Raw genomic sequence first — 19,154 nt, forward strand, 5'->3', positions numbered from 1 at the left:
AACGGCCGGCGCTACCGATGAGCACGATGTCAGACCACGAATGTTTGCCCGGCGGAAGCTGCAACCACGACCACGCTGTGTCGCTGGTGCCGCCGCCGCTGTCGCTGTACGTGCACCTGCCCTGGTGCGTGCGCAAATGCCCGTACTGCGATTTCAACTCGCACCAGGCCAAGGGCGAGCTGCCGTTCGACGCCTACATCGATGCGCTGATCCGCGACCTCGACCAGGACCTGCCGCTGGTCTGGGGCCGGGTGGTGAACAGCGTGTTCTTCGGGGGCGGCACCCCCAGCCTGTTTCCGCCGGAGGCGATCGACCGCTTTCTGCAGGCAGCCTCGGCACGGCTGCGCTTCGCGCCCAACCTGGAAGTGACCCTGGAAACCAATCCGGGCACGGCCGAGCATGGCCGGTTCGACCGCTACCGCGCGTCCGGGGTGAACCGGATCAGCTTCGGCATCCAGACCTTCAACGATGAAGCGCTGCAACGGCTGGGCCGCATCCACGACAGCGGGGAAGCCGAGCGCGCGGTGAAGCTGGCCCAGGACGCAGGCTACGACAACTTCAACATCGACCTGATGTACGCGCTGCCGCAGCAGACCCTTGCCCAGGCTGAGCATGACCTGGAGCGCGCCTTCGCGCTGCAGCCCACCCACCTTTCGCACTACCAGCTCACCCTGGAGCCGAACACGGTGTTCTTCGCGCGGCCGCCGCAGGGCATTCCCGACGACGATTCGGCGTGGGACATGCAGGAGCACTGCCAGCGCCTGCTGGCCGATGCCGGGTATGCGCAGTATGAGGTGAGCGCCTACGCGCGGCCCGGTCGGCAGAGCCAGCACAACCTGAACTACTGGCGCTTCGGCGATTACCTCGGCATCGGCGCGGGCGCCCACGGCAAGATCAGCTCCGGTGCCGGGCAGCACGTGCTTCGCCGCTGGAAGCACAAGCACCCGCAGACGTTCATGGACACCGCCGGTACGGCTGCGTCGATCGGCGGCGACGAGGTGATCGGCGCCGACCGCCTGCCGTTCGAATACATGCTCAACCTGCTGCGCCTGCATGAGGGCTTCCGCTACAAGGATTTCGAGTCGCGGACCGGGCTGGACCGGGCAACCATCGCCGCGCCGCTGCAGACGGCCCTCGCCAACGGATGGATGGTGGTGCAGGGCGATCATGTCCAGCCCACCGAGCTGGGGCGGCGCTTCACCAACGACGTAGTGGAGTTGTTCCTGGGCTGAGGGGTCGGGAGATCCCTTCTGGCGGGGACCCCGGGAAAACGTTAGATTCTGTGCTCTCAGGGGAGCCGGAACCTACAACGGATGTCTGCGTCCGCACCTTCATCGCCACCCGATCTGACCCGGTTCGCCAGCGTCAATGCGCCGCCGCGCGTGCGCCGCCTGCTGGCGGTGCTGCATGCACTGGCCGTGCAGACCCTCAGCACCCCGCTCAAGCTGACCATCGTGGAGCTCGAGCGCGAACTGTTGCGCGACGCCGAGCGCGCGCGCAACAGCCAGATCCAGGCCGACATCTACGCCCAGGCACGGCGCCTGCACGACATCAACGCGCAGTTCGCGCCCCGCTTCCTGGATGCGCTGGCCACGGCCCTGTCCAACCTGCGCGAGCCACGGGTGCGCCACGTGCCCGCCCCCGGCGCGCCGGTCTCGGCCACCACGCTGACCCTGGTGACCGACACCGATATCGACCGCGACATCGTGCTTGCCGACATCACCCGGCGTGAGGCGCAGCGTTCGGCCAGTGCGCTGCAGTTGCTGGGGCAGCGCTTCGGCGTGCTTGCCGCCGGCCCGGCGTTCGATGCGGAGGACCTGCCGTTCGGGCCCTACGTGCTGTGTCGGATCACCCGTGAGCTGGGTGAGGAATTCGCGTTGGGCCTGGAAACCCAGCTGGCGCTGTTCCGCGTGTTCGACCGCCAGCTGCTGGAGCGCCTGGGTGAGCTGCTGGAACGCGCCAACGTGCTGTTGACCCATGAGGGCGTCCTGCCCGGGCTGGTGTACACCCCGTACCTGGCGCGTTCGGCCACCACCCGGCGGATCGTCACCGGTCCCGGGCGCAGCGCCGGCACGGCGCCCGCGCGCGAACCCGGCGCAGCGGGCGGACGTCCGCTTACCGGGTGGAGTGGCTCGGCCAGCAGCGGCAGCTGGGCGGCGATGACCAGCGAAGCGATCGGCCCGGCCGCGGCTCCGGCCCCCGCCGCCGGCCCGCCGTCGACCGCCACTGGATCGCCCGCCGACGCTGCCCCGGTCGACCTGAGCGCGCCGGCGTCATCGGCCCTGCACCACCTGCTGGACGTCGCCCGCCATGCCCAGGGGGCGGCAGGTCTGGGCCACGGCATCCCGCTGGCACCGGCCCAGCACGGCACCCCCGTCGGGGCTGGCGCGGGTGGCGCGGAGGCACAGGCCGCGGCCGGGGCGTCGCTCCCGTCCGATGCAGGCGCAGGTGAGCGCCCGGAACCGGTCGCGATCTCCAGCGGCAACCTGCACGCCACGTTGGCCAAGCTGCAGGCGCAGTCAGCCGGCGTGCGCCGGACCATGGCCGACCTGCACAACGCCCTGCTTGCCCAGATGCGTGCCGACCACGGCCCGCAGGCCTCACTGACCGTCAAGGACACCGACACCTTCGACCTGCTTGACATGCTGTACGGGCAGATCCACCGCGAGGTCCGCCCCGACGCGGCCGCCGTGGACCTGCTCACCCGCCTGCAGGTGCCGGTGGCGCGCGCGGCGCTGTCCGACCCGGCCTTCTTCGTGCGCGACCAGCACCCGGCCCGCGAGCTGCTCAACGCGGTGGCCGAAGCCGGCGCCAACTGGCTGGGCGAGGAAGATGTCGACCCCCAGCTGGTGCAGAAGCTGGACCGCGCCGTGGACAAGGTGGTCGCCGACTACGAGGGCGATGCGGCAGTCTTCGAAACGGCCAACGACGAAATCCAGCAGCACTTCCGCGCGCTGGCGCACAAAGCCGAGCTGGCCGAGCGCCGCCACGTGGAAGCGGCGCGCGGCAAGGAACGCTTGGAATCCGCCAAGCAGCAGGCCGGCGCCAGCATCGAACAGCTGTGCGCGCAGGCCGCCCCGCCGCGGTTCGTGCAGTCGCTGCTCAAGCAGGCCTGGTCGGACGTGCTGACCCTGACGCTGCTGCGCAGCGGCGAAGGCTCCGAACAATGGCAGGCGCGTGAGCAGGAAACCGCACGCATCGCCGAGGTCACCTGCCAGCCGCCCGGCAGCGCCGACAGCGACACCCAGCTGGGCGAGCAGGTTGAAGCGGCGCTGCTTCAGGTCGGCTACCACCAGGACGAAGCAGCGGCGATCGCGCGGCGCCTGTCGACCCCGGGCGGCGAAGACGACGGCAGCTCGCGTACCGAACTGACCGCACGCATCCGTGCCCGCACCCGGCTGGGCGAGCAGGCCGAAGGCAGCGAAGCACGGCGCGAGGCGCCGCTGGCGCGCAGCCCGGCCGAGGAAGACTGGTACCGCCAGCTGCGCACCCTGCCCTTCGGCACGTGGTTCGAATTCACCACCAACCAGCAGGGCGACATGCGCCGCCAACGGCTGTCCTGGTACAGCCTGATCACCGACAATGCGCTGTTCGTCAATCCGCGCGGGCAGAAGGTGGCCGAGCATTCACTGGACAGTCTGGCCCGGCTGATGGCGCATGGCCAGGCGCGCCTGGTCAACGAGGACAAGAGTCGCCTGATCGACCGCGCCTGGCAGGCCACCCTGCGCACCCTGCGCTCGCTGGCCGGCACCCCGGCCACTGCGGAGACTGGACAATGAACGACGACACCCGCCGAGCCCCCCGCCGCGAGGTAGCCGACCAGGTGCCGGTGACCGACATGATGGCCGAGGCGGTGATCGGCCGGCTGGGCAATGTGTCGGAGACCGGCATGCTGATGATCTGTTCGGTGCCGATGACGCCCGACGCGCTGTATCAGTTCCGGTTTGCCATCCAGGGTAGCCACGGCCAGCCGGTGCAGGTGGATGTGGGCGCTCACCTGCTGTGGAACGAACACAGCAACGCTCCGGGCCAATCCTGGGCAGGCTTCCGCTTCCTGACCCTCAGCCGCGAGCACCGCGACCAGCTGCGCGCCTGGATCGCCGAGGAATCTTCGGCGGTGTGAGTGCCGGTTCCGGCACAGCGCGCGCGGGCTGATTGCGGCAGAATCAGGGGCTGCATTCCGCATTGCCTTGTGAGCCTCCGCGATGAACCAGCCCGACCTCGCCGCCCTGTATTCCGATCATGTCCGCGTGTTGAGCCAACGCGCCGACCAGGCGCTGGCGCGCGGCGGCTTTGACCACCTGGTGATTCCAAGCGGCACGCTGCACTACCAGGCCTTCGACGACCGCGATTACCCGTATGCGGTGAACCCGAACTTCAAGGCCTGGCTGCCGCTGACCAAGGTGCCCAACAGCTGGCTGGTGTACTCCCCGGGCCAGCGCCCGAAGGTGATCTTCCACCAGCCTTTCGATTACTGGCACGTGGTGCCCGATGCGCCGAACGGTTGGTGGGTGGACCATTTCGACATCGAGATCATCCGCACGCCGGATGAGGCGCTGGCGCTGCTGCCGCGCGATGCGGCCCGCTGCGCGATCCTGGGCGAGCCGCAGAGCGCGCTGGGCGCGTTCACCCCGAACAACCCCGAACCGGTGATCCATTACCTGGACTGGCACCGCGCGTACAAGACCCCCTATGAAATCGCGCTGATGCGCCAGGCCCAGCAGCTGGGCGTGCGCGGCCACCGCGCGGCCGAGGCGGCGTTCCGCGCCGGCGCCAGCGAATTCGAGATCCACATGGCCTACTGCCGTGCGGTCGGCCAGGATGCCAACGAGCTGCCCTACGGCAACATCATCGGGTTGAACGAGCACGCTGCGGTGCTGCATTACACCGACCTGGGCCGCAGCGCGCCGCAGCCGCTGCGCAGCTTCCTGATCGACGCCGGCGCCAGCGCGTACGGCTATGCCAGCGATATCACGCGCACGTATGCGGCCGCCGGCCACGACGAGTTCCAGGCGATGATCGATGCGGTGGACGCGGCCCAGCAGAAGATGGGTGCCGGCGTGCGCGCAGGCGTGGACTACAAGCAGCTGCACATCGATGCGCATTTGTCGCTGATGGGCATCCTGAAGGACGTCGGGGTGCTGAAGGTCTCGCCGGAAGCGGCGCTGGCCACCGGCGTCAGCGCCGCGTTCTTCCCGCATGGCCTGGGCCACCTGATCGGCCTGCAGGTCCACGACGTGGCCGGCTTTGCCGCCAGCGACCGCGGCGGCCGCGTCGAGCGCCCGCAGGGCCACCCGTACCTGCGCCTGACCCGCGCACTGGAACCGGGCATGGTGGTCACCATCGAACCGGGCGTGTACTTCATCGACATGCTGCTGGACGAAGTGAAGCAGCGTGGCCAGGGCGACAGCATCGACTGGGCTCGCGTGGACTTCTTCCGGCCTTACGGCGGCATCCGCATTGAAGATGAAGTGCTTTGCACCGAGGGCGATGCAGAGAACCTGACCCGACCGGAGTTCGCGAAGGCGTAACGTTGATCGACGCCTTCTCTTGCAGCCGGGCTTTGCCCGGCTGCTTCATGCATTTGGGCGAACAGCCGGTGCGCATCGCATGGCCTGAGCTGGGCCGGCGGGTGGACGGTGTGTTGGTGGCCACGGGAAGATCAACGGCGGCGCTGTTTCAATTCCGTGCGTTACCGGACGCTGGTGCGTTCCGTGCGTTCGTTCGGGAACCGAACCTACCAGCGTCACCGCGTAGTGACACGCCATGCGTGTCCGCCGTTTGCATCCGCACGCCACCATCTGTCGGGGGAGGCCGGCGGGCAGCCCCTGTAGGGACTGTCAAAAACATGGGTGTTTTTGCCAAGCCTACAAGGATGTATCTACGGCGTGTCCCGTAAGGGGCTGCCCGTCGGCCTCCCCAACACGTAGCAACTGAAACGCTGCTCTTCCCTTTGACTCAGCGAACAGCGTTCATTTCCTGCTCGATCTCATCGGCACTTCGCGCCAACCCAGCCGTCAGCACGTGATGCCCGCTGTCGGTGATCACCACGTCATCCTCGGTACGAATGCCGATGCCGCGCCAGCGCGCTTCCACGCTGCGGTCGTCGGCGCTGATGTACAGGCCCGGTTCGATGGTGAACACCATGCCCGGTTCCAGCAGCCGCGAATCGCCCGCCAGGCGGTAGTCGCCCACGTCGTGCACATCCAGGCCAAGCCAATGACCGGTCTTGTGCCGATAGAAACGCTGGTAGTGGCCAGCGGCAATGTTCTCTTCCAGCGTGCCGGTGAGCAGGCCCAGCCGCAGCAGGCCTTCGGTGAGCGTCTGCACCGCCGCAAGATGGCCCGCCTCGTAGGGCACGCCCGGTTTGGCCTGCGCGAGTGCTGCCGCCTGCGCCGCACCGACCAGGTCGTGCAGCGCGCGCTGCTCGGCGGTGAAGCGACCATTCACGGGGAACGTACGCGTGATGTCACTGGCGTAGCCGCGGTACTCGGCGCCGGCATCGATCAGCACCAGCTCGCCATCGCGGCTGCGCGCGTTGTTGGCGCGGTAATGCAGGATGCACCCGTTGGCGCCGGTACCCACGATGCTGCCGTAGGCCGCCCACGCATCGTTGGCGCGGAATTCGCGCTCCAGGTCCGCCTGCAGTTCGTACTCGTGGATGCCCGGCCGCGCTACGCGCATCGCGACCCGGTGCGCCTGCACCGTGATGTCGGCCGCGCGCTGCATCAAGGCGATTTCCGCGCTGGACTTGAACAGGCGCTGCTCATGCAGCAGGTGGCCCAGTTCCAGGAATTCATGCGGCGGCTGCGCGCCATGCCGCACCTGCGAACGCACCCGGTTGACCCAACCGATCAGCTTCAGGTCAAACTCGGCGTCGCGCCCGAAGTGGTAATACACCCGCGAGCGCCCTTCCAGCAGGCCCGGCAGGATGTCGTCCAGATCATCGATCGGGTACGCGTCATCCATTCCGTACTGCGCCACCGCGCCCTCCTGGCCGGCACGTGCTCCATCCCAGGCTTCGCGGTCGGCATCGCGCTCGCGGCAGAACAGGATCACTTCGCCGTGGCGGCGACCGGGAATCAGCACCAGCACCGCATCCGGCTCCGGGAAGCCGCTCAGGTACCAGAAGTCCGAGTCCTGCCGGAACGGATAATGCGTATCCAGGCTGCGCACCCGCTCGGACGCGGCCGGCAGCACCAGGATGGCGTCATCGCCGGCCATGTCCATCAGCGCCTGGCGGCGCCCCGCGTATTCGGCCGCGGTGATGCCGGTCAACTCGCGGATGTCCATCTCAGTTCAGGCGCTGCCGGTGGCGCGCGGCCATCACGCAGTCGCCGTGCAGGATCAGCACTGCCACGCGGATGAACTCTTCGATTTCCGCAAGCGCGTCCTCATCGTCATCGTTGCCACTTTCAAAGTCCTCGCTCGAGGCCTGGGCCAGCTTGGCCAGGTCGTTGAGTGCCTCGTCGCCTTCCTCTGAAAGCTTGGGACGCTGCTGGCCCGCGCCCAGGCCAAAGCCCCCCAGGAACGCACGCGCCCAGGTGAACAGCGCATCGGCCTGCGCGGCGGTGTCATCGCTGTCGCTGAGCAGCAGCTCGAAGGCGAAATCGCGGTCCTCCAGCTGCGCCACGCTGGCGCCGAGCAGCCGGTCCAGCGCATCGCCTGCGGTCGGGGTCGGCAGGTTGTCGTCGGCCAGCACACGGGCCGGCCATTCGGGCACCGGCGCGCCACCGGCCGACAGCCAGCCGCACAGGCCCCCGTGGAGCTCCGCGGCAGTAGCGCCCAGGCCCGCCGCCTGGCTGGCCTGGTTTACGTCGTTGACACTCGGAAGTTCGGTCATCTTGGGGCTCGATCAGGTGGGTCGGCGGCGCGGCCGGCAACCCTGGGTTGGCAGCGCCACAGTGTATCAATCCGCCCCTTGTCATTATTAGCTTGACCGGCTCCACCCCGCTTGCCTATCGTGCCGGACATGGAACCCGCCGATGCCATCGCCCAATTGCAGGCCTTTGCCGCCCGGGTGGAGGCGTTGCTGGACCGCAACCAGCGGCTGGCCGAGGAAAACCGCAGCCTGCGCCACCAGCAGGAACAGCTGGTCAACGAGCGCTCGCAGCTGCTGGCCAAGAACGAGCAGGCGCGCTCGCGGGTGGAAGCAATGATCACCCGGCTCAAAAGCCTGGAGCAGCACACATGAGCCAGACCGAACCGGTCAGTGTCCGCATCCTGGACCGCGAATACACCGTCGGCGTCGGCGCCGAAGAGCGCGAAAGCCTCACCGCCGCCGCGCGCCTGCTGGACGCCAAGATGCGCGAGATCCGCGGCAGCAACCGCATGGCCGCAGTGGACCGGGTCGCGGTGCTGGCCGCGCTGAACCTGGCGCACGAGCTGCAGCAGCTGCGCGACGACCATGCCCGCCAGGGCGTGGCCCTGCAGCAGACGCTGGCTGATCTGAACAGGCGATTGGACCGCGCCATCGACGGCGCGTGACACACACGCGCAGTTCACCGTTCTGAATTGGCACGTAATTGAACCGACGAACGGGGTATCCGATCCGGTGCGGTTGGCTATAATGGCCGTGCGTTCTCTGCTGTGAACGACGGCGTGTGCAAACATTCGCCTTGTCCCTTAATTACGACCACGGGTGCGCGACGTCGCCGGGAGTGCAGGTCCGCCTTGTAGCGGGAAGCCCGATGGAGGCCCAGCGTACCCACTTGAACCCCGGGTTCAAGGTCGTTTCGCACGCATCGTCACCGCGGAGAATGCAGTATTCCGGCAAGAGCGACGTTCCACTGGAACGTCGCTCTTGTTTTATCCGGCCCCAACGGACCCAGGCATGACCGACCCGCGCTCCGCACTGCGCCAGCAGCTGCGCCAACGCCGCCGAGACATTCCCCCCGCGCAGCGCCTGGCCGCCGCCGAACTGCTTGCCGATGCCCTGCTTGCCGTGCCATTCGCTCCCACCCACGGCCATGTGGCCGGATACTGGGCACTGGATGGCGAAATCGCACTGCACCGCTGGCAGATGCGTCTGCCCGACACCGCCACCTACTGCCTGCCCGTGCTGGCCGGCGACACGCTGCGCTTTGCGCCGTGGCGTCCGGGCCAGCCGCTGACCAGCAACCGCTTCGGCATTCCCGAACCCGACATGGCCGTGGACGACACCCTGGCGCCCGAACAGATGGCGTTGGTGGTGGCCCCGCTGGTGGGCTTCGACGCCCAGTGCCGGCGACTGGGCATGGGAGGCGGCTGGTATGATCGCAGCTTCGCATTCCGCAACCAGCGACCGGCCCCGCCGTGGCTGGTCGGCGTCGGTTTTTCGGTTCAGCAGGTCGACAACCTGCCCGTGCAGCCGTGGGACGTCGGCGTGGATGCGATCTGTACCGACACCACCACGTACCTTCCCCGATAGAACGACGCATGACCGCACGCAAGCGCTACTGGCTGATGAAGTCCGAACCGGACGCCTTTTCCATCGATGACCTCAAGCGCGTGGGCCAGGAACCCTGGAATGGCGTGCGCAACTACCAGGCGCGCAACTTCATGCGCGACGGCATGAAAGTCGGCGACGGCATCCTGTTCTACCACTCCAACACCAAGGTGCCGGGCATCGTGGGCATTGCCACGGTCGCTACCGAGGCGTACCCGGATGACACCCAGTTCGATCCGAAATCGGACTATTACGATCCCAAGGCCACCCGCGAAACGCCACGCTGGCTGCTGGTGGACGTGGCCTTCGAGCGCAAACTGCGCGACACCATTTCGCTGGACGAGATCAAGCTGCATGCCGACGCGCTGGGCGAAGGGTTTCCCCTGATCGCACGCGGCAACCGCCTGTCGATCCTGCCGGTGACCGCCGCGCAGTGGAAGCTGCTGCTGTCGCTCGAAAAACACTGACCTTTTCCTTCACGAGTTTCCCGCCATGTCCGAAGCCAAACGCCTCGCCGCAGAAAAAGCCCTGGAATACGTCGAAGACGGCATGATCGTCGGGGTCGGCACCGGCTCTACGGTGGCCTACTTCATCGACGGCCTTGCCCGCATCCAGCACCGCATCAAGGGCACCGTGTCCAGCTCCGAGCAGAGCACCGCGCGCCTCAGGCAGCACGGCATCGAAGTCCTCGAACTCAACCATACCGGCGGCCTGTCCCTGTACGTGGACGGCGCAGACGAATGCGACGGCAACAAGTGCCTGATCAAGGGCGGCGGCGCCGCGCTGACCCGCGAGAAGATCATTGCCGAGGCCAGCGAGCGCTTCGTGTGCATCATCGACCCGAGCAAGCAGGTGCCGGTGCTGGGCAGGTTCCCGCTGCCGGTGGAAGTGATCCCGATGGCGCGCAGCCTGATCGCCCGGCGCATCATGGACATGACCGGCGGCCAGCCAGCCTGGCGCGAAGGCGTGGTGACCGACAACGGCAACCAGATCCTGGACATCCACCACCTGCAGATCACCGACCCGGTGGCGCTGGAGCGCGAGCTCAACCAGCTGCCCGGCGTGGTTGCCGTGGGCCTGTTCGCGCGCCGCCGCGCCGATGTGGTCATTGTTGGCGGTGAACCGCCGATGGTGTTCTGATACCCCCCGACGGCACGCCAGTGCCGCTCTCCTGCGAGGACCGCCCATGCCCTTCATGCGCCTGCTGATGCCGCTGCTGTTGCTGCTCACCCTGTCCGGCTGCGCCAGCGCCGGTGCCAGCCACTGGGTAGAACTGGGCGGCGCCCGCTACCAGGTGGAACTGGCCACCAATGATGAAAGCCGCGCACGTGGCCTCATGTTCCGCGACGAGATGCCCGCCGACCACGGCATGCTGTTCCTGCACGACCGCCAGGAGCTGCAGGCGTACTGGATGAAGAACACCAGGATCGCGCTGGACATCCTGTATTTCGACGACCAGCGCCGGCTGGTCAGCCAGCAGCGTGATGTGCCGCCGTGTTCGGCGGGCGACCGCTGTCCGCCCTATCCCAGCAGCGGCCCGGCCCGGTACGTGCTGGAACTCAATGCCGGCCAGGCCGAGAAGCTGGGCCTGCAGGATGGCGCGGTGCTGACCTTCGGCCCCGGTATCGCCGACAAGCCTTGAACTGCGCTGGCAGGCATGCCCTGCCAGCACCGGGTTTTTTCACGCGATCCTGCTTGAATCGGGCCGCGTTTGTCGCCACGCTGTGTCCATGCAGGCGCCAATTACATTGCCGGCGTGGGACTCCCTGGCCGAACTGGACGACGAGGCGCTGCCGCTGTTGCCTACGGCCCTGCTGATCGCCCGCGACGAATACCCCGATCTGGACCCGCAGGTCTATGACGCGCTGGTGCAGAGCCACGCCGACCACCTTCGCACCGAAGTGGAGACCATTGAGCAGTGGCCGCTCAAGATCGCGGCCGTCAATCGCCACCTGTTCGATGAACTGGGCTATGGCGGCGACCACGGCGAGTATTACGACCCGCGCAACAGCTACCTCAACCAGGTGTTCGAACGCCGCTTGGGCAACCCGATCTCATTGGCCATGGTGCAGATGGAAGTGGCGCGCCGGCTGGGCATCCCGCTGGACGGCGTGTCCTTCCCCGGCCATTTCCTGGTGCGACTGCCGGTGGATGACGGGATGCTGGTGATGGACCCGTTCAACGGCGGACGCCCGCTGGACGTGGAGGAGCTGCGCGAACGCGCCCGCTCCCACCTGGGCGGCGAAGTGCCCGATGACAACGTGCTGGCGCAGATCCTGGATGCGGCCCCGGCGCGGGCGATCCTGATGCGGATGCTGCGCAACCTGCATGGCGTATACGTGGAGCGCAGCGAGTGGGACCGCGCCGCGCGCAGTGCCGACCGCCTGCTGAAGCTGGCCCCGGAACAGGACGATGCCCTGCGTGACCGCGGGCTGGCTTACCTGCAGCTGGATTACCAGGCCGGCGCGCGCCAGGACCTGGCGCTGTACCTGCAGCGCAACGGCCAGGCCAATGATGCGCAGTGGGTGCGGGAGAAGCTGGTGGAAATGGGCGGGCGCGTGCCGCGCCTGCATTGAGGGTATGCGTCATCGCACGCGGGCCCCTCTCTTACCAGCACCCATACCCCGCCGCTTCGCGGCCGCCCCCTGACTCAGGGGGCTACCCTCATCCGGAGGGCGCTATGCAGGTCTGGTGGATCAGTCGATCTCGACCATCTCGAAATCGTCCTTGGTCACGCCACAGTCCGGGCAGGTCCAGGTGTCGGGCACGTCTTCCCAGGCGGTGCCCGGGGCGATGCCCTCTTCAGGAAGGCCTTCGACTTCCTTGTAGATGAAGCCGCAGACGACGCACATCCAGGTGCGGAAGGTGGTGGCAGTGGCGTCGGTCATCGGATAATCAGGCGTTGGGCAGTACGGTCATAGGCCATTGTCCCACTCCCGCCGCCCTACCGGTAGCCATTGATGACGCTCCCTGCTTCCCCGGCCGCGCCCGCGCGCGGCGTGTACCTGATCACCCCCGACGAGTCGGATACCGCCCGCCTGCTGGCCCGCGTGGCGCCACTGCTGGCCGCAGGTCCGACCTGGCTGCAATACCGCAACAAGACCGCCAGCGACGCGCTGCGCCGTGAACAGGCGCTGGCCCTGCAGGCCCTGTGCGCCACACACGGCGTGCCGCTGATCATCAACGACGACCCTGCGCTGGCCCACGAGGTCGGTGCAGCCGGCGTGCACCTGGGCGGCTCCGATGGCGACATCGGCGCCGCGCGCGCGCTGCTCGGCCCGGGCGCCATCATCGGCGCCTCCTGCTACGACCAGCTGGCCAACGCCGAACGGGCGGTGGCCGCCGGGGCCAGCTACGTGGCCTTCGGCGCCTTCTTCCCCACCACTACCAAGATCACCCGAAGCCGGGCCCACCCGGACCTGCTGCGGCAAAGCGCCGCACTCGGGGTGCCGCGGGTGGCGATCGGGGGGCTGACGCCGGACAATGTGGGCCCGATCATCGCCGCCGGCGCCGATCTGGTAGCCGTGGTCAGCAGCGTCTTTGCCGCCAACGACCCGGTCGCCACCCTGCACGCTTACCTTGCTTGTTTCCAGGACCCTTCCGCATGAAGCACGACCAGTCCCACGCCCTGTTCACCCGCGCCCAGGAACTGCTTCCGGGCGGCGTCAATTCGCCGGTGCGCGCGTTCAAGTCGGTGGGCGGCGAGCCGTTCTTCGTCGAGCGTGCCGACGGCCCGTACCTGTACGACGTCGATGGCAACCGCTACATCGACTACGTAGGCTCCTGGGGCCCGATGATCGTCGGCCACAACCACAGCGCGGTGCGCCAGGCCGTCAAGCACGCGATCAACAACGGCCTGTCGTTCGGCGCCCCCTGCGCGGCCGAAGTGACCATGGCCGAAACGCTGACCAAACTGGTGCCGTCGTGCGAGATGGTGCGCATGGTCAACTCGGGTACCGAAGCGACGCTGTCGGCAATCCGGCTGGCGCGCGGCGCCACCGGCCGCAGCCGCATCGTGAAGTTCGAAGGCTGCTACCACGGCCACGGCGATTCGTTCCTGGTCAAGGCCGGCAGCGGCATGTTGACCCTGGGCGTGCCGACCTCGCCGGGCGTGCCGGCCGGTCTGAGCGAACTTACCCTGACCCTGCCCTACAACGACTTCGACGCGGCCACCGCGTTGTTCGCCGAACAGGGCGCGGACATCGCCGGCCTGATCATCGAGCCGGTGGTGGGCAACGCCAACTGCATTCCGCCGCGCGAGGGCTACCTGCAGCACCTGCGCGCCCTGTGCACGCAGTACGGCACGGTGCTGATCTTCGATGAGGTGATGACCGGCTTCCGCGTGGCGCTGGGCGGCGCGCAGGCGCACTACGGCATCACCCCGGACCTGACCACCTTCGGCAAGATCATCGGCGGCGGCATGCCGGTGGGCGCCTATGGCGGTCGCCGCGAGCTGATGTCGCAGATCGCCCCGGCCGGCCCGATCTACCAGGCCGGCACGCTGAGCGGCAACCCGGTGGCCATGGCCGCTGGACTGGCCATGCTGGAGCTGGTGCAGGAACCGGGCTTCCATGAGCGCCTGTCGGCAGCCAGCGCGCGCCTGTGCGCCGGGTTGGAAGCTGCGGCGGCGGAGGCGGGCGTGGCGGTGACCACCAATCAGGTGGGCGCAATGTTCGGGCTGTTCTTCACCGACCAGAAGGTGGAAACCTACGCCCAGGCCACTGCATGTGACACCGCCGCATTCAACCGCTTCTTCCACGCGATGCTGGAGCGCGGCGTGTTCCTGGCACCGTCGGCGTATGAAGCCGGGTTCCTGTCCAGCGCGCACGATGACAGCATCATCGACGCGACCCTCGATGCCGCGCGCGAAGCGTTCAAGGTCGCGAAGGGGTAAGTATCAGCCCGGTTTGTGTTCGGCATCAGCCGAACACAAACCGGCCTTTCATCATGGCGAAATGCCCGGGGAACGAGCAGAAGAAGGTGTAGTCCCCGCCCTTGCGCAATGCCGTGGTAGCGAAGGTCACGCTGGTGCTCTGCCCGCCGCCGATCACCGCCGTATGTGCCAGCACGCGCGGATCCTTCTTCGGCAGGTAGCTGTCGGCCAGCGTCATCCGCATCCCAGCCATCGCCACCGGCTGGTAATCGGCCGCCTTGGTCAGCACCCAGTTGTGCCCCATCGCCGTGGCCGCCAGCTTGCCGGTGTGGCGCAGGGTCAGCTTCACCTGGCTGCAGTCGCCGGCCACCTTGATCTCCTTGCTGCTGAAGCTCATCTGGTCGGTGCTGTCGATGCTGACCGCACACACGCGCGCCTGCGCGGTGGGCGCCAACACCAACCCTGCCAGGATCATGGGGACAAACAGTTTCACGGCGTTCTCCATCCTTCAGTCACTGCAATTCTAGGCAGCTCGACCGAAGGCGGGGTGCGACGGGATGTCGCAGCGACGCCCAACAGTGCGGTAACGTCGGCTGTCGTTTCGCACATGAGTGGACCATGCCGGTTGCCCTGGACTGCCTGCTGCTGGATTTCGATGGCGTGCTCGTCAATTACGCGCGGCACCTGCGCGTACGCCATCTGGCCGAGGCCTGCGCACGCACGCCCGCGCAGGTGCACGCGGCATTGTTCGACAGCGGGCTTGAACAGCAGTTCGATCTGGGCCTGGACAGCGCGAGCTACCTGCAGCAACTGGGCGATGCACTCGGCCGGACCATCAGCATCGCCCAATGGCAGGACGCCCGCATTGCCGCGTCACCGCCGCAGACCGGCGTGGTCGAGCGCGTGAAGCGCATCGCACAGGTGATGCCGATCGCCATCCTCACCAACAACGGCGCCTTGATGGCGCAGACCATCCCGCGCATCCTGCCTGCGCTGGCGCCGGCACTGGAAGGGCGCATCCTGTGCAGTGGCGCACTGGGTGGGCGCAAACCCGACCCAGCGGTGTTTCTGGACGCGGTGGAACGGCTCGACGCACGCCCCAACCGGACCTTGTTCGTGGACGATCTGTTCGTCAATGTGCGCGGCGCCCGCCTGGCGGGCCTGCATGCCGACACCGCGAACGACAGCCGCAGTTTCGGCAGACTCATGCACCGGTTCGGCATCGACACCTGACGCCGGGCAGTGCCCGTCGTCAGGTGGTGTTACCTCAACGCGACGCGATGAACGACTGCACCGCAGCCCGCAGCCGCTTCAGGCCTTCGGCAATCTCTTCATCGCTGATGTTCAACGCCGGCACGAAGCGCAGCACATCCGGCCCGGCCTGCAGCGTCAGCAGCCCGTGTGCGGCGGCGTGGTCGAGGATCGCCCCGGCCTGCCCGGCGAAATCCTTGTCCAGCACCGCGCCCAGCATCAAGCCGCGGCCGCGCACCTGGCTGAACACCTTGAACTCATCATTGATCCTGCCCAGCCCATCGCGCAGTGCCTGCGACTGGCGGCTCACGTTGCGCGCGATCTCCGCCGAGGACAGCTTGCGCAGCGCCACGCGCGCAACCGCCGCCGCCAGCGGGTTGCCGCCGAAGGTGGTGCCGTGCGCGCCGAACTGCATGGTCTCGGCCACCTTGGGCCCGGCCAGCATCGCGCCAATCGGGAAACCACCACCCAGCGCCTTCGCCAGGGTCACGATGTCCGGCTTGATCTCGTCCTGCCAGTGCGCGAACAGGGTGCCGGTGCGGCCCATGCCGACCTGGATCTCATCCAGCACCATCAGCGCGTTGTGCTGGTCGCACAACTCGCGGATGCGCTTCATGAAGCCAGGCTTGGCCGGCATCACCCCGCCTTCGCCCTGGATCGGCTCCAGTATCACCGCCGCGACGTCGCCGGCAGCCATCGCCGTTTCCAGCTGCACCTCATCGTTGAAGTCCACGTAGCGGAAGCCACCGGGCAGCGGCTCATAGCCTTCCTGGTACTTCGGCTGGGCAGTGGCGGTCACCGCGGCCAGCGTGCGGCCATGGAAGCTGCCCCGGAAGGTCACGATGACGCGCTGGTGGGCCGGACGCCCCTGCGACGAGGCCCACTTGCGCACCAGCTTGATCGCCACTTCGTTGGCTTCGGCGCCGGAATTGCACAGGAACACCCGCTCGGCGAAGCGCGAGGCGGTGACCAGCTCTTCGGCGAGGCGCAGCGGCGGTTCGCTGTAGAACACGTTGCTGGTGTGCCACAGCTTGCCGGCCTGCTCGATCAGCGCGGCCTTCAGGTCCGGATCGTTGTGGCCCAGGCCACACACGGCAATGCCGGCGGCCAGGTCGATGAACTCACGGCCCTGGTTGTCCCAGACGCGGGCGCCCTGGCCACGTTCGAGCACCACCTGGCGCGGCTTGTACACCGGCAGGTAGTAATGCGACAGGGACAGGAGCGGATCGGGGGCAGCGGCGGTCATGGCGGTCAGGGGTCCGGGAAAGGCTCCATTCTCCCCCTCCACCGGCTGGGGCACAATGCGGCCCATGCACCCCTTCCGCGCCCCCCAGCTCAATCCCGCCACCGAATCCGGCTGGCGCCGGACCTGGTTCGACATCATCTACCGCCACGATACCCGGCCCTCGCGCAATTTCGACCTGCTGCTGGTGTACGCCATCATCGCCAGCGTGCTGGTGGTGATGTTCGACAGCGTGCAGCGTTTCCACATCGAGCACGCCAGCTGGCTGTACGTGGTCGAGTGGGGGTTCACCCTCCTGTTCACCGCCGAATACCTGCTGCGGCTGGTGGTGGTGAAGCGGCCGCTGCGCTATGCCTTCAGCATCTGGGGCATCATCGACCTGGCCTCGATCCTGCCCACCTACCTGTCGCTGTTCGTTCCCGGCGCGCAGAGCCTGCTGGTGGTGCGCGCGCTGCGCATCCTGCGCGTGTTCCGCATCCTCAAGCTGACCCGCTACATCGAAGAAAGCGGCGTGCTGATGGAATCGCTGTGGCGCAGCCGGCGCAAGATCCTGCTGTTCCTGTTCACGGTGATCACCATCACGATCATCGCCGGCACCCTGATGTACGTGATCGAGGGGCCGAACCACGGGTTTACCAGCATCCCCAGCGCGATGTACTGGGCGGTGGTGACGATGGCGACGGTGGGCTTTGGCGACATCGTGCCGCAGACGGTACTGGGCCGCTTCGTGACCTCGGTGCTGATCCTGATTGGTTACAGCATCATTGCGGTGCCTACCGGCATCTACACCGCGGAGCTGGCCAATACCATGCGCGATGCCGAACGCGCGTCCAAGCGCGATGCGCGCGGGTGCCCGCAGTGCGGGCTGGAGGGGCATGAGGCGGAGGCGAAGCATTGCCGCGCATGTGGGGCGCGGCTGCCGGAGACGTTCAATCAGTGAGAATGGATGGATCATTGGTGCGTAGATCCACGCCCTGCGTGGATGCTCTTCGTTCCGGGGTCATGAACGCCTGACGGTCTGCTTCGGATCGTCTAAGCGTCGGTAGCCAATCGTAGGCCCACGCATTTGGCTTCGAACGCTTGTGCCGCGCTGCGCGCGGTGTCCACGCAGGGCGTGGACCTACGATCCATAACGTGCGTAGATCCACGCCCTGCGTGGATGCTCTTCGTTCCGAGGTCATGAACGCCTGACGGTCTGCTTCGGATCGTCTAAACGTCGGTAGCCAATCGTCGGCCCACGGCACATGGCTTCGGACGCTTGTGCCGCGCTGCGCGCGGTGTCCACGCAGGGCGTGGACCTACGAATTGTTACGTGCGCAGGACGATTCCGTAATCAAAAGCGGCGTTCGTGCTGGCGTCGATGTACGTGTTGCGGATCAATCCAGGAACAGATCCGGCAGCAACGGGCGCGTCGGGTCCACTGCGTACCCACTCAGGTCGGTGATGCCCGCCTCGGCCAGCACTTCGTCATCCAGCAGGAACTGGCCACTGAAGCCCGCCGCATCGCGGGTCAGCACCGCGTGCGCGGCGTCGGCGAGGATCTCCGGGGTGCGGCAACCGCCGATGTCCACGCCGGGAATCATGTTGATTGCGTCAGTGGCGATCACCGTGCGCGGCCACAGCGCATTCACCGCCACGCCCTGCGGCCCGAATTCCGCCGCCAGGCCCAGCGTGACGAAGCTCATGCCCATCTTGGCCAAGGTGTAGCCGGTGTGCGGGCCCCACCACTTCGGGTCCAGGCTCGGCGGCGGCGCCAGGGTGAGGATGTGCGGATTGGGCGCCTGCAGCAGGTGCGGCAGGCAGGCCTGCGCGCACAGGAAACTGCCGCGCGAATTGACCTGCTGCATCAGGTCGAACCGCTTCATCGGCGTATCCAGCGTGCCGCGCAGCCAGATCGCGCTGGCGTTGTTGACCAGGATGTCGATGCCACCAAAGGTATCCACGGTGGCCGCCACCGCCGCGCGCACCTGGTCTTCTTCGCGGATGTCGCATTTCAGTGCCAGGCCCTGCCCGCCCGCAGCGGTGACCGCTTCGGCGGCGCTATGAATGGTGCCCGGCAGTTTCGGATTGGGGACCGCAGACTTGGCGGCGATCGCCACGTTGGCGCCGTCACGCGCGGCGCGCAGGGCAATGGCCAGGCCGATACCGCGCGAGGCGCCGGTGATGAATAGGGTTTTCCCTTGCAGACTGGCCACGTCGATCAACTCCTGCGGATTCATGATCGGCCAAGTATGCCGCGCCCACGCGCAATTAACCGCCCGTTGATGATAGTTGATGCCCCGGTTACTGCTGCGAGTTATTCACCCTTCGCTAATCTGATAGTGCCGTGGCACCGTAGTAGTGGCATGTACCGACCAACG

21 protein-coding genes and 1 other RNA gene are annotated in these 19,154 nt (G+C 67.4%); 16 read left to right on the forward strand and 6 right to left on the reverse strand.

The features are described from left to right. Positions 1 to 26 precede the first annotated feature (26 nt). The 4 genes from hemW to pepQ all read left to right on the forward strand — a co-directional run bounded on the left by hemW (position 27) and on the right by pepQ (position 5,531). On the forward strand, positions 27 to 1,232 hold the full coding sequence (gene hemW, locus ACGFZ3_RS06130) for a radical SAM family heme chaperone HemW (RefSeq protein WP_392918871.1): 1,206 nt from the start codon (positions 27 to 29) through the stop codon (positions 1,230 to 1,232). Positions 1,233 to 1,313: 81 nt separating this feature from the next. Continuing rightward, positions 1,314 to 3,779 carry a DUF1631 domain-containing protein gene (locus tag ACGFZ3_RS06135; protein WP_392917897.1) on the forward strand — a complete coding sequence of 822 codons (2,466 nt, stop codon included), beginning with the start codon at positions 1,314 to 1,316 and terminating at the stop codon, positions 3,777 to 3,779. Beyond that, positions 3,776 to 4,123 (forward strand): PilZ domain-containing protein, encoded by a 348-nt coding sequence (locus ACGFZ3_RS06140; RefSeq protein WP_392917900.1) that lies wholly within the window; start codon positions 3,776 to 3,778, stop codon positions 4,121 to 4,123. Before ACGFZ3_RS06135 ends, ACGFZ3_RS06140 begins: the two co-directional genes overlap by 4 nt. Before the next feature lie 82 nt (positions 4,124 to 4,205). Continuing rightward, positions 4,206 to 5,531, forward strand: coding sequence for a Xaa-Pro dipeptidase (gene pepQ, locus ACGFZ3_RS06145; protein ID WP_392917903.1), 1,326 nt, complete (start codon positions 4,206 to 4,208; stop codon positions 5,529 to 5,531). Positions 5,532 to 5,958: 427 nt separating this feature from the next. Here the strand turns inward: pepQ and ACGFZ3_RS06150 are convergent, their stop codons facing one another. Together ACGFZ3_RS06150 and ACGFZ3_RS06155 are read right to left on the reverse strand one after the other, a co-directional pair. Then, complete coding sequence (locus tag ACGFZ3_RS06150) at positions 5,959 to 7,287, reverse strand: aminopeptidase P N-terminal domain-containing protein (protein WP_392918873.1); 1,329 nt, start codon at positions 7,285 to 7,287, stop codon at positions 5,959 to 5,961. A gap of 7 nt (positions 7,288 to 7,294) precedes the next feature. Beyond that, positions 7,295 to 7,843, reverse strand: coding sequence for a UPF0149 family protein (locus tag ACGFZ3_RS06155; RefSeq protein ID WP_392917905.1), 549 nt, complete (start codon positions 7,841 to 7,843; stop codon positions 7,295 to 7,297). A 129-nt stretch (positions 7,844 to 7,972) separates the two neighbouring features. Here ACGFZ3_RS06155 and ACGFZ3_RS06160 point away from each other — a divergent pair, with 129 nt between their 5' ends. The 8 genes from ACGFZ3_RS06160 (at position 7,973) to ACGFZ3_RS06195 (ending at position 12,003) form a co-directional block, all read left to right on the forward strand. Continuing rightward, a complete protein-coding gene (locus tag ACGFZ3_RS06160; RefSeq protein WP_068853894.1) occupies positions 7,973 to 8,194 on the forward strand; it encodes a TIGR02449 family protein in 222 nt (73 codons plus the stop codon). Then, positions 8,191 to 8,487: a cell division protein ZapA gene (locus ACGFZ3_RS06165; RefSeq protein ID WP_392917909.1), complete on the forward strand. Its 297-nt coding sequence runs from the start codon at positions 8,191 to 8,193 to the stop codon at positions 8,485 to 8,487. Before ACGFZ3_RS06160 ends, ACGFZ3_RS06165 begins: the two co-directional genes overlap by 4 nt. A 91-nt stretch (positions 8,488 to 8,578) precedes the next feature. Beyond that, positions 8,579 to 8,763: non-coding RNA, 6S RNA (gene ssrS, locus ACGFZ3_RS06170), on the forward strand. 70 nt (positions 8,764 to 8,833) lie between these two features. Next, on the forward strand, positions 8,834 to 9,409 hold the full coding sequence (locus ACGFZ3_RS06175) for a 5-formyltetrahydrofolate cyclo-ligase (protein WP_392917912.1): 576 nt from the start codon (positions 8,834 to 8,836) through the stop codon (positions 9,407 to 9,409). An 8-nt stretch (positions 9,410 to 9,417) separates the two neighbouring features. Continuing rightward, a complete protein-coding gene (locus ACGFZ3_RS06180; RefSeq protein WP_068853897.1) occupies positions 9,418 to 9,894 on the forward strand; it encodes an EVE domain-containing protein in 477 nt (158 codons plus the stop codon). 25 nt (positions 9,895 to 9,919) lie between these two features. Next, complete coding sequence (gene rpiA / locus ACGFZ3_RS06185) at positions 9,920 to 10,567, forward strand: ribose-5-phosphate isomerase RpiA (protein ID WP_392917916.1); 648 nt, start codon at positions 9,920 to 9,922, stop codon at positions 10,565 to 10,567. A gap of 55 nt (positions 10,568 to 10,622) precedes the next feature. After that, on the forward strand, positions 10,623 to 11,069 hold the full coding sequence (locus ACGFZ3_RS06190; RefSeq protein WP_392918876.1) for a DUF192 domain-containing protein: 447 nt from the start codon (positions 10,623 to 10,625) through the stop codon (positions 11,067 to 11,069). 88 nt (positions 11,070 to 11,157) lie between these two features. Beyond that, entirely contained in the window at positions 11,158 to 12,003 is an 846-nt protein-coding gene (locus tag ACGFZ3_RS06195; protein WP_392917919.1) for a SirB1 family protein, read from the forward strand. A gap of 120 nt (positions 12,004 to 12,123) precedes the next feature. Here ACGFZ3_RS06195 and ACGFZ3_RS06200 read toward each other — a convergent pair whose 3' ends face one another. Then, positions 12,124 to 12,315 carry a rubredoxin gene (locus tag ACGFZ3_RS06200; RefSeq protein WP_392917922.1) on the reverse strand — a complete coding sequence of 64 codons (192 nt, stop codon included), beginning with the start codon at positions 12,313 to 12,315 and terminating at the stop codon, positions 12,124 to 12,126. 72 nt (positions 12,316 to 12,387) lie between these two features. Here ACGFZ3_RS06200 and thiE point away from each other — a divergent pair, with 72 nt between their 5' ends. Both thiE and hemL read left to right on the forward strand, forming a co-directional pair. Next, the gene (thiE, locus tag ACGFZ3_RS06205) at positions 12,388 to 13,035 is read left to right on the forward strand and encodes a thiamine phosphate synthase (protein WP_392917925.1); all 648 of its coding nucleotides are present in this window, start codon (positions 12,388 to 12,390) and stop codon (positions 13,033 to 13,035) included. Further along, positions 13,032 to 14,321 carry a glutamate-1-semialdehyde 2,1-aminomutase gene (hemL, locus tag ACGFZ3_RS06210; protein WP_392917927.1) on the forward strand — a complete coding sequence of 430 codons (1,290 nt, stop codon included), beginning with the start codon at positions 13,032 to 13,034 and terminating at the stop codon, positions 14,319 to 14,321. The genes thiE and hemL overlap by 4 nt, the downstream gene beginning before the upstream one ends. A gap of 25 nt (positions 14,322 to 14,346) precedes the next feature. On the opposite strand, the gene azu is transcribed toward hemL, so the two are convergent. Next, entirely contained in the window at positions 14,347 to 14,775 is a 429-nt protein-coding gene (azu, locus tag ACGFZ3_RS06215) for an azurin (protein ID WP_392918879.1), read from the reverse strand. Between the two features lie 143 nt (positions 14,776 to 14,918). Between azu and ACGFZ3_RS06220 the strand changes: the two genes are divergently transcribed. Next, positions 14,919 to 15,533, forward strand: a complete 615-nt coding sequence (locus tag ACGFZ3_RS06220; protein WP_392917930.1) for an HAD-IA family hydrolase — start codon at positions 14,919 to 14,921, stop codon at positions 15,531 to 15,533. A gap of 34 nt (positions 15,534 to 15,567) precedes the next feature. Here ACGFZ3_RS06220 and ACGFZ3_RS06225 read toward each other — a convergent pair whose 3' ends face one another. Next, positions 15,568 to 16,797, reverse strand: a complete 1,230-nt coding sequence (locus tag ACGFZ3_RS06225; protein WP_392917933.1) for an acetylornithine transaminase — start codon at positions 16,795 to 16,797, stop codon at positions 15,568 to 15,570. Between the two features lie 64 nt (positions 16,798 to 16,861). Between ACGFZ3_RS06225 and ACGFZ3_RS06230 the strand changes: the two genes are divergently transcribed. Beyond that, complete coding sequence (locus tag ACGFZ3_RS06230) at positions 16,862 to 17,734, forward strand: ion transporter (RefSeq protein WP_392917936.1); 873 nt, start codon at positions 16,862 to 16,864, stop codon at positions 17,732 to 17,734. A gap of 436 nt (positions 17,735 to 18,170) precedes the next feature. Here ACGFZ3_RS06230 and ACGFZ3_RS06235 read toward each other — a convergent pair whose 3' ends face one another. Then, a complete protein-coding gene (locus ACGFZ3_RS06235; protein WP_392917939.1) occupies positions 18,171 to 19,013 on the reverse strand; it encodes an SDR family oxidoreductase in 843 nt (280 codons plus the stop codon). Positions 19,014 to 19,154 lie beyond the last annotated feature (141 nt).

It is taken from the genome of Stenotrophomonas sp. NPDC047960, from assembly GCF_043204395.1.
Classification (GTDB): domain Bacteria; phylum Pseudomonadota; class Gammaproteobacteria; order Xanthomonadales; family Xanthomonadaceae; genus Stenotrophomonas.

Excerpts from the sequence above, each read along its gene's own strand:
- hemW (WP_392918871.1), top strand. The coding sequence starts at position 27 with ATGTCAGACCACGAATGTTTGCCCGGCGGAAGCTGCAACCACGACCAC.
- ACGFZ3_RS06135 (WP_392917897.1), top strand. The coding sequence starts at position 1,314 with ATGTCTGCGTCCGCACCTTCATCGCCACCCGATCTGACCCGGTTCGCC.
- ACGFZ3_RS06140 (WP_392917900.1), top strand. The coding sequence starts at position 3,776 with ATGAACGACGACACCCGCCGAGCCCCCCGCCGCGAGGTAGCCGACCAG.
- pepQ (WP_392917903.1), top strand. The coding sequence starts at position 4,206 with ATGAACCAGCCCGACCTCGCCGCCCTGTATTCCGATCATGTCCGCGTG.
- ACGFZ3_RS06155 (WP_392917905.1), bottom strand. The coding sequence starts at position 7,843 with ATGACCGAACTTCCGAGTGTCAACGACGTAAACCAGGCCAGCCAGGCG.
- ACGFZ3_RS06160 (WP_068853894.1), top strand. The coding sequence starts at position 7,973 with ATGGAACCCGCCGATGCCATCGCCCAATTGCAGGCCTTTGCCGCCCGG.
- ACGFZ3_RS06165 (WP_392917909.1), top strand. The coding sequence starts at position 8,191 with ATGAGCCAGACCGAACCGGTCAGTGTCCGCATCCTGGACCGCGAATAC.
- ACGFZ3_RS06175 (WP_392917912.1), top strand. The coding sequence starts at position 8,834 with ATGACCGACCCGCGCTCCGCACTGCGCCAGCAGCTGCGCCAACGCCGC.
- ACGFZ3_RS06180 (WP_068853897.1), top strand. The coding sequence starts at position 9,418 with ATGACCGCACGCAAGCGCTACTGGCTGATGAAGTCCGAACCGGACGCC.
- rpiA (WP_392917916.1), top strand. The coding sequence starts at position 9,920 with ATGTCCGAAGCCAAACGCCTCGCCGCAGAAAAAGCCCTGGAATACGTC.
- ACGFZ3_RS06190 (WP_392918876.1), top strand. The coding sequence starts at position 10,623 with ATGCGCCTGCTGATGCCGCTGCTGTTGCTGCTCACCCTGTCCGGCTGC.
- ACGFZ3_RS06195 (WP_392917919.1), top strand. The coding sequence starts at position 11,158 with ATGCAGGCGCCAATTACATTGCCGGCGTGGGACTCCCTGGCCGAACTG.
- ACGFZ3_RS06200 (WP_392917922.1), bottom strand. The coding sequence starts at position 12,315 with ATGACCGACGCCACTGCCACCACCTTCCGCACCTGGATGTGCGTCGTC.
- thiE (WP_392917925.1), top strand. The coding sequence starts at position 12,388 with ATGACGCTCCCTGCTTCCCCGGCCGCGCCCGCGCGCGGCGTGTACCTG.
- hemL (WP_392917927.1), top strand. The coding sequence starts at position 13,032 with ATGAAGCACGACCAGTCCCACGCCCTGTTCACCCGCGCCCAGGAACTG.
- azu (WP_392918879.1), bottom strand. The coding sequence starts at position 14,775 with ATGATCCTGGCAGGGTTGGTGTTGGCGCCCACCGCGCAGGCGCGCGTG.
- ACGFZ3_RS06220 (WP_392917930.1), top strand. The coding sequence starts at position 14,919 with ATGCCGGTTGCCCTGGACTGCCTGCTGCTGGATTTCGATGGCGTGCTC.
- ACGFZ3_RS06225 (WP_392917933.1), bottom strand. The coding sequence starts at position 16,797 with ATGACCGCCGCTGCCCCCGATCCGCTCCTGTCCCTGTCGCATTACTAC.
- ACGFZ3_RS06230 (WP_392917936.1), top strand. The coding sequence starts at position 16,862 with ATGCACCCCTTCCGCGCCCCCCAGCTCAATCCCGCCACCGAATCCGGC.
- ACGFZ3_RS06235 (WP_392917939.1), bottom strand. The coding sequence starts at position 19,013 with ATGAATCCGCAGGAGTTGATCGACGTGGCCAGTCTGCAAGGGAAAACC.